The organism is Streptomyces sp. NPDC001750 (genome assembly GCF_042892615.1).
Lineage (GTDB): Bacteria > Actinomycetota > Actinomycetes > Streptomycetales > Streptomycetaceae > Streptomyces.
This window is the reverse complement of sequence record NZ_JBIAUE010000001.1, coordinates 69,570-82,132: the sequence shown is the minus strand read 5'-3', so window position 1 is coordinate 82,132 and position 12,563 is coordinate 69,570. Positions and strand designations below refer to the sequence as shown.

The 12,563-nt window shown below is 71.9% G+C and carries 9 protein-coding genes; 6 read left to right on the top strand and 3 right to left on the bottom strand.

What is annotated here, in order from left to right; translation table 11 throughout:
* Positions 1-257: 257 nt before the first annotated feature.
* The gene (locus ACFYY6_RS00350) at positions 258-2,951 is read right to left on the bottom strand and encodes a glycosyl hydrolase family 65 protein (RefSeq protein ID WP_389191042.1); all 2,694 of its coding nucleotides are present in this window, start codon (positions 2,949-2,951) and stop codon (positions 258-260) included.
* Positions 2,952-3,177: 226 nt separating this feature from the next.
* Positions 3,178-4,284: a threonine synthase gene (locus ACFYY6_RS00345; protein ID WP_389191039.1), complete on the bottom strand. Its 1,107-nt coding sequence runs from the start codon at positions 4,282-4,284 to the stop codon at positions 3,178-3,180.
* A 258-nt stretch (positions 4,285-4,542) separates the two neighbouring features.
* Between ACFYY6_RS00345 and ACFYY6_RS00340 the strand changes: the two genes are divergently transcribed.
* The 6 genes from ACFYY6_RS00340 (at position 4,543) to ACFYY6_RS00315 (ending at position 12,005) form a co-directional block, all read left to right on the top strand.
* The gene (locus ACFYY6_RS00340) at positions 4,543-6,126 is read left to right on the top strand and encodes a S8 family peptidase (RefSeq protein WP_351627461.1); all 1,584 of its coding nucleotides are present in this window, start codon (positions 4,543-4,545) and stop codon (positions 6,124-6,126) included.
* Positions 6,127-6,498: 372 nt separating this feature from the next.
* The gene (locus ACFYY6_RS00335; protein ID WP_351627459.1) at positions 6,499-7,251 is read left to right on the top strand and encodes a GntR family transcriptional regulator; all 753 of its coding nucleotides are present in this window, start codon (positions 6,499-6,501) and stop codon (positions 7,249-7,251) included.
* Between the two features lie 326 nt (positions 7,252-7,577).
* Positions 7,578-7,778, top strand: coding sequence for an SPOR domain-containing protein (locus tag ACFYY6_RS00330; RefSeq protein WP_351518363.1), 201 nt, complete (start codon positions 7,578-7,580; stop codon positions 7,776-7,778).
* Between the two features lie 270 nt (positions 7,779-8,048).
* Complete coding sequence (locus tag ACFYY6_RS00325) at positions 8,049-8,483, top strand: (deoxy)nucleoside triphosphate pyrophosphohydrolase (protein WP_351518362.1); 435 nt, start codon at positions 8,049-8,051, stop codon at positions 8,481-8,483.
* A gap of 329 nt (positions 8,484-8,812) precedes the next feature.
* The gene (locus tag ACFYY6_RS00320; protein ID WP_351518361.1) at positions 8,813-9,241 is read left to right on the top strand and encodes an ATP-binding protein; all 429 of its coding nucleotides are present in this window, start codon (positions 8,813-8,815) and stop codon (positions 9,239-9,241) included.
* A 196-nt stretch (positions 9,242-9,437) separates the two neighbouring features.
* On the top strand, positions 9,438-12,005 hold the full coding sequence (locus ACFYY6_RS00315) for a SpoIIE family protein phosphatase (protein ID WP_389191446.1): 2,568 nt from the start codon (positions 9,438-9,440) through the stop codon (positions 12,003-12,005).
* 193 nt (positions 12,006-12,198) lie between these two features.
* Here the strand turns inward: ACFYY6_RS00315 and ACFYY6_RS00310 are convergent, their stop codons facing one another.
* A complete protein-coding gene (locus tag ACFYY6_RS00310; RefSeq protein WP_389191036.1) occupies positions 12,199-12,441 on the bottom strand; it encodes a hypothetical protein in 243 nt (80 codons plus the stop codon).
* Positions 12,442-12,563 lie beyond the last annotated feature (122 nt).

The following is a 12,563-nucleotide window of genomic DNA, read 5'->3' as shown; positions in this document are numbered from 1 at the left end:
CAGTCTCATCGGCCGACCGGTCGGCTCCGGCGTCATGTAATTCCAGCCGGCGAGGATCCGCCGGTTCAGTGCGTGGCGGGTGAGATGACGCCATGCCACTGGCCTGGTGAACCGGCAGGACGGCAGGGGCGGGGGCCCAGTGGTTCGCGAGCATTCGGTTCAGGTGCTCAGCACTCAGGTGCTCGGGTGCGCCGGGCCTGCCCCGTGCGCCAGACGTACGCGACGGCCGTTGGAGGGATCCGCGCAAGCGTCGTCCCTCACGGCTGTTCGACAGTCAGTTCCCGTACACCCGGAGGTTTTCCCGGGTCCGGGGCGGTGACCGTCAGGCGCACCAGGCGGGCCGTCGCGCCCGGGTGGTACGGGTGCCAGCGGGTGCCGGTCATCGAGGTCTCCAGGCGGTACGGGACGGAGCGAGCGTCCGTCCATTCCGGGTGGACGGAGGTCACCGGGGCGGCGCGTCCCAGGTCGACCGTCAGTGAGCCCGTCGCGACGTCCGGGGACCAGGAGGTGGCCGGGCTGCCGTCGACGGCGGCCACCGCGTACAGGCCGGGGGACTCGGAGGTCGCGGTCACCGGACGGCAGCGGGCCGCGTCCGTGGTGGCGGCGAGGTCGGGGCGGCGGGTGGGGAGGGCGAGGGTGCTGGTGAGGAGGCGGGGGCCGGTGGGGGTGTGGAGGGTGAACGGGGCGCCGGAGGTCAGCCGGACCGTGGTCGTCAGGGGGCCGATCGCGACGTCGAAGACGCGGCCCCGGTAGCGCAGGCCCGTCAGCGTGACGCCGCGGCCGAGCTGAGGGGGCAGCAGGGGGTCGAGCCGTACCCCGTCCTCGCGCAGCCGAAGTCCCGTCAGTCCGTGGGTGAAGACCTGGAGGAAGCCGCCCTTCCCGGTGAGGAAGTCCTCGGCGGGGGCCCCGGCCAGCGGGTCCTGGGCGCCCGCCTTCGCCCCCCGTGCCTCGCTGAACAGGGCGTACGGGCCGCGCATGAACGGGCGCACGGACCGCTGGAGGTAGGTGTACGTCGCGCAGCCGGCCTCCCCGATCGTGGCCGCGTCGATCGCGTGGACCGAGTCGGTCATGGCCGGACCGTCCGGGTCGGTGCGGGTGGCGTAGTAGTCGAGCGTGGCAGCGGCGGCGCCCGGCTCCATCGGCCATTCCAGCGGATAGAGCAGCAGCACCGTGTCGGCCTGCTTGATCGTCGAGCCGTTGTAGCCTGCGTACTGGAGGAACAGCTTGCGCGCCGGGTCGTACGGGATGCGCAGTCCGTCCGCGACCCGTGTCCACTCGGCCGGTGCGGGGTGTCCGAGCAGGCGCGCGGCGCGGGCGGCGTTGCGCAGGGCGGTGGCGGCGACGGCGTTGGTGAAGACCCCGTCGGTCACGCCGTTGCTGTACTCGTCAGGACCCGCGACGTCCTTGAGCGAATAGCTGCCGTCGCCGTTCGCGGTGGCCCGGGAGGTCCAGAACTCGGCGATCCCCCGGAGCAGCGGCCAGCCGTGCCCGGACAGCCAGGCGCGGTCGCCGGTCGCCAGGTAGTACTGCCAGACGGCGAGCGAGACATCGCCCTGGAGGTGGATCTGGGTGAGGCAGTGCGGGGGGTCCCAGCTGTGGCACTCCTTCCACAGGTCGCCCCGGCTCGCGCTCGTCCACGGGTAGAACAGGCCCCGGTACCCGAGCTTGCGGGCGTTGGCGCGGGCGGCGGCGCGGGTGCGGTAGCGGTACTCCACGATCGAACGGGCCGCTTCGGGACGGGTGACCAGCAGCCCGGGGTACATCCAGATCTCGGCGTCCCAGAAGATCAGGCCGGCGTAGTCGTCGCTGGTCAGCCCGGTCGGGGCGATGCTGTCACGGGAACCGGCCCGGGTGGCGGTGAGCAGGCCGTACTGCGAGGATCGCAGCCATTTCCGCAGCTCGGGGCTGTCCGGTACGGAGATGTCGGCCGCCCATGCCCTGCGCCAGGCCGCGGCGTTCGCGGCGAGCACGTCCGTCCAGCCGCGCCGGGCCGCGCGCGTCGACGCCGCGCGGGCGGTGGTGCGCGGGTCGGACGAGGTGAGCGTGGTGTCGACGCCGACGTACTTCTCGAAGGTGTACGTGCGCCCGGCGCGCACCTGGCGCGTGCTCGTTCGGTGCGCGCCGGTTGGCGAGGTGCCGGCCTGGCGGCTGCCGGTCTGTGGGGTGTCCGTCCGTGGGGTGCCGGATCCGTGCGTCGTGCCCGGCCCGGAGGTGTGCAGGGTCTGGGCGATCGCGCCCGCCGTTCTGGTCCCCCGGGTGCGGAACGTGCCGTCGGGCTCCAGGTCGATGCGGCGTGCGCCTCGTGGGTCCAGCCGGGCGGTGACGGTCGCGGTGCCGTTCCAGCGCGGGGTCATGCGCAGCCGTACGGCGCCGGTGTGCGCGTCGGACCGGTCGGCGAGCACTTCGTACGTGAGGTCCGTCGCGCGTCCGTCGGCCGTGGTCCAGCGCAGCGACGTGCGCACCAGACCGCAGCGGAGGAACAGCGTCTGGCGGTAGCGCGAGATCCGGGTCGGTGGCGTGTCGGAGCCGTAGGTCTCGTCGCCGACGCGTACGTCGAGGGTGGTCCAGCTCGGCAGGGCGGCGATCACCTCGCGGCCGGCGGCGAGGTTCTTGTCGCGTCCGTACAGGCCGGAGACGAAGGCGCCGTCGTAGCGCGGGGTGAACAGCGGCCAGCCGGTCTTCTCGCCCGTCGCCGCGTATCCCGCGCCTGCGGCGGGCACCCGGTGGCCCAGGTAGCCGTTGCCGACGTACGGGGTGTAGCTGCCGGCCTCGCCGAAACGGGCGGAGGACAGGGCCCAGGCGGGGTCGGCGTCGCGTCCGCAGTCGGTGGGCGCGGGCGAGCGGGGCACGGCCGCGTAGGACTCGGGCGGCGGCGGTGCGATCAGGACACCCGCGACCAGGGACGTCAGGGATGCCAGGGACGTGAGGAGACAGATGCGAGAGAGGCTCACCGTACGAACGTAGGGAAGCGCGCGCCGGGCGCAGGGGCACGGCGCGCGGCGCACGGGTGAACGCCGGGCCGGGCGTTTCGTCCCGGTGAGAGCTTCGTCCTGGTGGTGTTTCGTCCCGGTGAGTGCTTTGCCCCTCTGCCCCCGTGCCCCTCTGCCCCCGTGCCCTCCGTGTCCTCCGTGCCCCGGTGTCCCCGTGCCCCGGTGTCCCTGTGTTCGGCTTCCGGCGTCAGGGGGCGAGGCCCGTCTTGAGGCCCGCGCCGCACAGCGGTACGACGATTTCGAGGTCCGTCCGGCCGCCGACCGCCGCCCAGCAGGCGACGCCCGTCGTCTCCACGTAGAAACCCCGTGCGGCCAGGTCCAGTTGGGTCGCGCGGATCTGGTCCTCGGTCACCGTGAGGAAGGTGCCGCCCGATGCGCGCACCGCCGCCAGGACGGCGCGGGCGCGCGGCGGGCAGGGGATGGCGATGCCCTCCGCGAGGGTCGGCGAAGTCGGCGCGGGCGTGCCGGTCGGGGCGCCAAGGAGGTCGTCGGAGCCCGCATGGAAGGCGGTGGCCAGCGGCGATGCGGCCTCGGCCTGGACGGCGATCAGCGCGGGGCGTTCGTCGATCAGCCCCTGGGCGTGGAGTTCGGCGGTGGCGAGGGTGGCCCCGAGGAGAAGGGTGCCGTTGCCGACCGGTACGGCGATGGCGTCCGGCAGACGGCCGCCGAGGTCCTCCCACAGTTCGTACACATAGGTCTTCGTGCCGTGCAGGAAGTACGGGTTGAAGACGTGCGAGGCATAGAAGGTGCCGGGGGCGTCGGCGGCGGCTCGGGCCGCCCGCGCGGTGGCCTCGCGGTCGCCGGGGACGATCTCCAGGCGGGCGCCGTGCGCCCGGATCTGCTCGGTCTTCTTCGGTGACGTGCCCTCGGGGACGTACACCGTGCAGGGGAGCGAGGCGCGGGCGCAGTACGCGGCGACGGCCGTGCCCGCGTTGCCGCTGCTGTCCGCGACGACCCGTTCGGGTGCCAGACGCCGGGCGAGTTCGGCGAGCATCACCGCGCCGCGGTCCTTGAAGGAGAGCGTCGGCATCAGGTAGTCGAGCTTGGCCGAGACCGTGCCGGTGAGCGGGACGAGCGGGGTGCGGCCCTCGCCGAGGCTGGTCGTGGGAGAGGCGAGGGGCAGCACCTCTTCGTAACGCCAGAGTGAATTGACGCGGCCGGTCAGGGAGTTGAGGGACAGCGGCCCGGCAGGCTCGAAGTCGAGGTCCCAGGGGCCGCCGCAGAGGGTGCAACACCAGGTCAGGGAGGTCGTGTCGGCGCGGGTGCCGTCCCGCGGGCAGAGATAGGAAGCCATGCCCGTCAGCGTGTCAGGTGTATGGCGGCTGAATGGCGAAGGTATGGCATGCGTCAACGCACCCTTGTGCGAATCTCAAGGATCGGTCAATCTTTCGCTGTCGGCCGGGACTTGGGTGGCGCGGAACTCGAAGCGTCTGTTTGTCATGCTCATGCTATTCCAGCCAGCCCGGCTGGGTCCGCCCGGCCCCGCTCCACGTTCACCTCCATGACCCCTGGACCCCACACCAGTGCACCGCGATCGAGGAGGAACCCTCAGATGTCAGTGATGCGTCACACCCCCCACGCCCGGCGAAGAGCCGCCGCCGTGAGCGTCATAGCCGGTGCGGCCCTCGCGCTCTCCACCGCGGCGGCGTTCCCCGCCACCGCGGCCGGTCCGGCGGCGGAAGGCCGGATCGAGAACGCGGGCGCCCCGGGCGCCATCAGCGGCAGCTACATCGTCACGCTCGACGAGTCGGCGGCCGACGCGGGATCGGCGAAGGGCAAGGCCCTCGCCAGGGAGTACGGCGCGAAGATCAAGCGGACCTACCACGCGGCCCTCAACGGCTACTCGGTGGAGCTCTCGGAGGACCGGGCGAAGAAGCTCGCCGCGGACCCGGCCGTCGAGTCCGTCGTGCAGAACCGGACCTTCAGGATCACCGGCACGCAGCCCTCGCCGCCCTCGTGGGGTCTGGACCGGATCGACCAGAAGAACCTTCCGCTGAACCAGAGTTACACCTATCCGGACAAGGCCGGTGAGGGTGTCACCGCCTACATCATCGACACCGGTGTCCGGATCACCCACAACGACTTCGGCGGCCGGGCCTCGTACGGCTACGACGCCATCGACAACGACAACACCGCGCAGGACGGTCACGGTCACGGCACGCACGTGGCCGCCACCGTCGCCGGCTCGTCGTACGGCGTGGCCAAGAAGGCGAAGGTCGTCGGCGTCCGCGTGCTCGACAACAGCGGCTCCGGCACGACGGATCAAGTCGTCGCGGGCATCGACTGGGTGACGGCGAACGCCGTCAAGCCGGCCGTCGCCAACATGAGCCTCGGCGGCGGGGCGGACTCCGTGCTCGATGCCGCCGTGCGCAAGTCCATCGCGTCCGGCGTGACCTATGCGGTGGCCGCGGGCAACGAGTCGACCGACGCCTCCACCCGGTCTCCCGCGCGGGTCACCGAGGCCATCACGGTCGGCTCCACGACCAGCACGGATGCCCGCTCCAGCTTCTCCAACTACGGCAGTGTGCTGGACATCTTCGCCCCGGGATCGTCGATCACCTCGGCGTGGAACACCAGTGACAGTGCCACCAACACGATCTCCGGCACTTCGATGGCGACCCCGCACGTCGCCGGTGCGGCCGCCCTCTACCTGGCCGACCACCCGGCCGAGAGCCCCGCACAGGTCTCCGCCGGACTGGTCGCCGCGGCGAGCACCGGAGTGGTGACGAGTCCGGGCACGGGCTCCCCGAACCGACTGCTGAGCGTCGGCAGCGGCACCACGACCCCGCCGGGACCGAAGTTCGAGAACGCGACGGCGTACACCATCCGTGACAACTCCACCGTCGAGTCGCCCATCACGGTCTCCGGTGTCAGCGGGAACGCTCCGGCCACGCTGGCTGTGCCCGTCAACATCACGCACACCTGGATCGGCGACCTGAAGATCGACCTGGTCGCGCCCGATGGTTCGGTCTACAACCTGAAGGCGAGCGGAACGGGCGGCAGCAGCGACGACGTGGTCACCACCTACTCGGTGAACGCCTCGTCCGAGGTGGCCAACGGCACCTGGAAGCTGCGCGTCACCGACAACGCGGCGGGCGACACCGGACGGATCAACTCCTGGGGCCTGCAGTTCTGATGACGTCCCGTCGGGCGGACCGTGCGGCTTCCCGGGTGGTCCGCCCGACGGATCGTTCGACGATTCGCTCGATGACACGATCGATGCCCCGATCGGCGGATGGCTCGCCGGATCGCCCCGTCGGCCGTCGGGCCACGGAGGCGTGAGCAGGGTCGGGGAGGGGCGAGGGACGGCCACTGTCGTGGCCGCTCCTCGCCCCTTGCGCGGATGCATGACGTACGGACGCATGTACGGTTTATCCCTGCACGCGGAGCGTGTCATGCGCGCCACTCCGATGGATCATCACTTCGAGTGAATCTCTGGCCTCTGCTTGCGATGGGCAACCGACCGTTGTCAGTCTGTTGCAGACCGTCAACCTGTTGGGAGAGGCCTGTGACTTTCGGTGAGCAGCCCGCCTATTTGCGTGTTGCGAGCGATCTGCGGGAGAAGATCGTCAATGGTTCGCTGCCGCCGCGTACGCGCCTGCCGTCCCAGGCCCGCATCCGCGAGGAGTACGGGGTGTCGGACACCGTCGCGCTGGAGGCGCGCAAGGTGCTGATGGCCGAGGGGCTGGTCGAGGGTCGCTCCGGTTCCGGTACGTATGTGCGAGAGCGGCCGGTTCCGCGCCGGATCGCCCGCTCGGGGTACCGGCCCGTTTCGGGGGCCAGTTCGTTCCGTCAGGAACAGACGGCGGACGGCGCGCGAGGTACGTGGGAGTCCCGCAGTGAGCAGGAAGAGGCGACCGGTCCCGTCGCCGAGCGGCTGGACATCGAGCCCGGCGACCGTGTGATGCGCACGAGTTACACCTTCCGCGAGGCGGGGGAGCCGATGATGCTCTCCACGTCCTGGGAGCCGCTCGCGCTGACGGGGCGTACGCCCGTGATGCTGCCGGAGGAGGGGCCGTTGGGCGGCTGCGGGGTGGTCGAGCGGATGGCCGCGATCGACGTCGTCGTGGACAACGTGGTCGAACAGGTCGGTGCGCGCCCGGGGCTGGCGGAGGAGCTCCTGGCGCTCGGCGGTGTTCCGGGCCATGTCGTGATGGTGATCGAGCGTACGTTCTACGCGTCGGGACGCCCGGTCGAGACGGCGGACGTGGTGGTGCCCGCCGACCGCTTCCGGATCGCCTACCACCTCCCGGTCAGGTGAGCGGCGCGCGGAGGCTGCTGCTCGCCGGGCCGCCGCAGGACCGGGTTCCTTGACCGGCGAGCGGCCCCCGCCGGCCTTGCCCGTCATGCCCTGGAAACCCTGTGGGGGGCGGCCGGCCGAGGAGCCGCAGGGTCGGCCGATGTCGTCGTGGGGGCGCATCCGAGGGGATGCGCCCCTCTTGCGTGGCCGGATCGGTATCTCTTTGTGTAATTACGTATCCGTTCAGTAAAGGTCTGGCGTAGGGTCCGGCATATGCGTACTGCGGTTTCCTGGGGATTCTTAAACGAGCCGTTGAAGACGTGCGAGCCGTTCGGGGGAGGGGCGCGATGCTTGGAAGGGGCGCGATGACCGACAGCGGTGCCGAGCTCCCTTGGCTGGTGATACGGCAGGACGACAACGGCAATCGCTATCGCGTCGGCAGATACGCCACCCGCGGCGAGGCCCAGGAGATGGCCGACAAGCTGGAGATCCACGGCCACAAGCAGCTCTATTGGGTGGAGCGCGCCGACCGGCGCACGCGGCCGTGACGTGCCGGGCCCGGGAAGGCACCGGTCTCTGACGCGACGGGGCCGGGGCGCCGTCGGGCCGTGGCGATGTACCCGCCCGGGAGGCCGACCGGCCGTGGTGATGTACCTGCCGTGACTCGGGCCGACCGTGGTGCCGTGCCGGCCGAGGGCGGTCGAGCGCCGGGTGCGGCACGGGACCGTGCGCGGTGCGAGGCCGGGGTGTGGTGCGGGGGCGTCCGTGAGCGCACTTCCCCGCCCCTTGTCCGGGGCCTCGGCGTTACGCTCCGGCTCATGAACAATCGTGTGGTGGCGGCCGGAGCCGTCTTCGACCGGGGCCGCCTGCTGGCCGCGCGCCGTAGCGCCCCGCCCGAGCTGGCCGGCCGCTGGGAGCTGCCGGGCGGGAAGCTGGAGCCGGGGGAGACCGGTGAGCAGGCGCTCGTACGGGAACTCCGGGAGGAGCTCGGCGTGGAAGCGTGCCCGCTGGAGCGCGTTCCCGGTGAGTGGCCGCTGAAGCCGGGGTATGTGCTCAGGGTGTGGACGGTGCGGCTGGTGTCCGGTGTGCCCGAGCCGCTCGAGGACCACGACGAACTGTGCTGGCTCGGGCCCGACGAGATCTACTCGGTCGACTGGCTGGATCAGGATCTGCCCGCCGTCGCGGCAGCGGTGCGATGCCTGCCGGACGGCGCCCCCGTCGATGTGCCGGGTGGCGCCCCCGCCGACATCTGAGATCGCGCCGCGCCCCGCGCCGGGGCCCGGACCCCGGCCCCCTGGGCACCGGTACGGCGCCGGGAGCGGACCGGCGCCGGGAGCGGTGCGAGCCGGTGGGTACGGCGTGCGCCGCTGACGCGGAGTCGGGCAGCGGTCGGTGCCGGTTCCCACCGTTCCGGCGCGCAATGCTCTCCCTGTGCGCCCCTCTCTCTGCGTACATCTGTTCGCGTGCGGGGTCATACACCCGTACGCCCCACGTGTCGATCCCGGCGATAGTTCGTCACGAATATCGGGTATGAGCTGATTATCACGTGTAAGCAGGGCGTACCCGTTGCTGGTCTTGGGAAGTGATCGGCGTGATCGACACCGAAGGCGACTGCGCCGAGTGGACCTTTCCCGCTGTGCCCGGCGTGGTGCGCACCGCGCGGCACGCCGTCCATGAGGCGTTGCGCGGCTGGGGTCTCGACGCGGCTGTCGGGGATGTGACGGTTTTGCTGGTCAGCGAGTTGGTCACGAACTCCTTGCAGTACACATCGGGCCCCATCGGGGTACGGTTGCAGCGCCCCCATCCCAACGGTGACGCGGCCTCCGCCCACCCCGGCCTGCTCGTGGAGGTCTCCGATCCGCTTCCGGATCCGCCCACCGAACGCGCCGCGGGGCCCGACGACGAGGGCGGCAGGGGGCTGCAACTGGTGGCGTGCTCCGCTCGTCGCTGGGGGACCAGGCGTGGAAAGACCGGCAAGACCGTGTGGTTCGAGCTGGCGCTGCCTGGTTAGGAGTGGGGTGGGACGACGCGCACGGCGATCACCTGGTCGAGCAGAACCTGTCCGAAACGGACTGAGACCGTGCTGTGATCGTGAACGCCGTGTCGGTCGGGGCCGGAGTGCTGAATACTGCGGTCAGGGCCGGTCCGGTGTGTGAGCTGGAGGGGACGGTCGCGTGAGCGAAATACCTGGGACGGCGGGCGGCATCGTGTGGCAGAACAGTCCGCCCGGCTCGATCTATGACTACATCAGAGTCGCCTCCTTCTCGATCGGCGCCGATGGCCTGATCGAGCAGTGGAGCCGACGGGCCGCGGGCTTGTTCGGCATCGCCGCGGACGTCGCCGTGGGCATGGACCCGGTCGAGGCGTTCATGCCCGCCGAGCTGCGGCGGGACGGTCACCGCCGGGTCGGCGAGATCCTCGACGGCAGGGAGTGGACGGGCCTCGTCCCGTTCCGGATACCGGGGGAGCGGGGCGTCCGCGGGCTCGCCGAGCTCTACGTGATGCCGAGTGAGACCAAGACCGGGGAACGGGCCGCGCTCTGCATCGTCGTGGACGTCCGCGCCCTGCGTCGCATCGAGACGGACCTCGCCGCGTCACAGGCCATATTCGGCCAATCTCCTTTCGGCTTCGTGCTGTTCGGTACGGACCTGGCGGTGGTGCGCGCCAACGAGCGTTTCGCCACCGTCTTCGGCGGCAGGGCCGAGGACCACCGGGGGCGCACCGTCGACGACTACCTCTCCCGCACCGAGGCGGACCGTCTCACCGCCACCCTGAAGCGGGTGCTGGAGACCGGTACGTCCGTCACCGACCTCCAGCTCGTCGGCCACGCCCCCGGCGACCCGGAGCGCCGGTACTGGTCCATGAACCTCTACCGCGTCCACAGCGGTTCGGGCCGGCCCGTCGGCATCGCCGGGCTGGCCACGGATGTGACGGGTCGTCACATCGCCGCCCGGGAGGCGGCCAGTGCCCGCCGCAACCTCGCCCTGCTCAACGAGGCCAGCGCCCGCATCGGCAACTCCCTCGACCTGGAGACCACCGCCCGCGAACTCCTCGACGTCGCCGTGCCCGGCTTCTGCGACCTCGCCTCCGTCGACCTCTACCAGGGGCTGCTCACCGGTGACGACGCGCCGCCCGGGAGTTGGGACTCGCTCCGCCAGGAGTCCGTCGGCGGCTCCGCCGAGCTGCGCCGGGTCGCCTTCGCCAGTGCCGTGTCGGACGCCCTGCCCGCCACGTCGGCGGACCGGACCGCACCCGCCCCCGGAGACGGCCCGCCCGCGCTCGGAGCCGTGCACCGGTTCCCGTACCACTCGCCCTGTGCCGTCGCGCTGCGCACCGGGCACGTGGAGGACGTCCCCGGCGACGACCGCGGCTTCGTCCAGTCGACCCTGGCCGTGCCGATGGTGGCCCACGACACGGTGGTCGGACTCGTCCAGTTCTCCCGCACCAAGGGCAGCGAGCCCTTCGGTGAACGGGACCGCGGCCTGGCCATCGAACTCGCCGCCCGTGCCGCTGTCTGTATCGACAACGCCCGTCTCTACCGGCGCGAGCACGAGCGGGCGTTGATCCTCCAGCGCAGCCTGCTGCCGCCGGGTGACCCCGAGGCCGCCGGTCTCGATATCGCCTGCCGGTACCTTCCCGGCAACACCGCCACCGAGGTGGGCGGCGACTGGTTCGACGTGATCGAACTCCCCGGCCATCGCACCGCCCTAGTCGTCGGCGACGTCATGGGGCGTGGCCTGCGCGCCGCCGTGGCCATGGGCGAACTGCGCACCGCCGTACGGACCCTGGCCCTGCTCGACCTGGAGCCGGCCGAGGTGCTCGCCGCGCTCGACGAGGTCGCGCGGGGGCTCGGCACCCCCGGCCGCGCCACCGGTGCCTTCCCCGGGGATTCCGGCGGCGGAGCCCAGTGGCCCTCTCGGGCCGCCCACAAGTCCCGTGAGGCGGACCTCTCCGAGGTGTACCTGGCCACGTGCGTGTACGCGGTCTACGACCCGGTCACCCGGCGGTGCACCTTCGCCAACGCCGGTCACCTCCCCCCGGCGGTGGTCGAACCGGGCCAACGGGCCGTCATGCTCGACGTCCCGCCCGGGATGCCGCTCGGCGTCGGCGGTGAACCCTTCGAGGAGGTGGAGGTCGAACTGAAGGAGGGCGCTCTGCTCGCCCTCTACACGGACGGTCTCGTCGAGTCCCGCGACCATCCGCTCGACGAGGGGCTCAAGGCCCTGCGCGAGGCGCTCGTCGCGCCGCGGCGGCCGCTGGAGGACGTCTGCGACCACGTCCTGGCCACGCTCGACACCCGGCACGGCGAGGACGACATCGCCCTGCTCATGGCGCGCATCCGGGGACTTCCGGTCGACGCCGTCGGCGACTGGCGGCTGCCCCGCGAGCCCCGCTCCGTCGGTCGCGCCCGCGAACTGGCCCGGGAACAGCTGCTCGCCTGGGACCTCGGCGAACTGGTGGACACCACCGAACTGCTGGTCAGCGAACTGGTCACCAACGCACTGCGGTACGGCGAGGGCGAGATCCGGATCCGCCTGCTGCTCGACCGCACGCTCGTGTGCGAGGTGTGGGACGCGGGCCTGGTCCAGCCGCGACGGCGGCGGGCCCGCGACACCGACGAGGGCGGGCGCGGGTTGCAGCTGGTCGGGATGCTGAGCACGGGCTGGGGATCCAGGCGGACGCCGCGTGGCAAGACCGTCTGGTTCGAGCTGGCACTGCCCGACGGGGCACCGGCCGCCGAGCCCACGCTGGAACAACTGCTCAGCATGTACTGAACCCGGCGGGAGGGGGCCGGGGCGTGTTGCGAAAGTGGCGTCGTCCGCCCGAAGGGCGGGGCCCGCGGTGTCCGGTGCGGTGCGTCGCGAGGCGGAGGATCGTCCTCGTACGGGGCTTGCGTGGACGGTCCCGACGACGTGGCGAGGCGCCGCGCCGGGCGTCGCGGGCCGGACAGGACTTCCGCAACACGCCCTACGCCCCCTCGTACGGCCGTCGGCGGGTCGTCGCCCCGGGGGTGGTGCGGGTGGCGGTGCGCCGGCGACGCCGGACGCGCGCGCAGGCGGCGGTCGCCGCGGTGCCGGCGAGGACGGCCAGCGGCACGATCAGGTCCACGGCACCCGCCCCGCCGTAGTCGCCGGTCCCGGGCCCCGGGGCGGTGGGGACGGCGGGGTGAGCCGTCCGGAGGAGGGCCGGGAAGCACACCGCCGACAGCACGGTGAGCGGGGCTCCGCCCGGACCGGACACTCCGGACCGGGAGGACCGTCCGGACCGGGAGGGTATTCGGATACGGCTCGCGAGTGATGTCACCTTTGTGAGGCTATGTCCACGGCTGGCGG

What these genes read in the sequence shown, in the direction of transcription:
- ACFYY6_RS00345 (WP_389191039.1), bottom strand. Translation starts at nt 4,284, where the DNA reads ATGGCTTCCTATCTCTGCCCGCGGGACGGCACCCGCGCCGACACGACC.
- ACFYY6_RS00340 (WP_351627461.1), top strand. Translation starts at nt 4,543, where the DNA reads ATGTCAGTGATGCGTCACACCCCCCACGCCCGGCGAAGAGCCGCCGCC.
- ACFYY6_RS00330 (WP_351518363.1), top strand. Translation starts at nt 7,578, where the DNA reads ATGCTTGGAAGGGGCGCGATGACCGACAGCGGTGCCGAGCTCCCTTGG.
- ACFYY6_RS00325 (WP_351518362.1), top strand. Translation starts at nt 8,049, where the DNA reads ATGAACAATCGTGTGGTGGCGGCCGGAGCCGTCTTCGACCGGGGCCGC.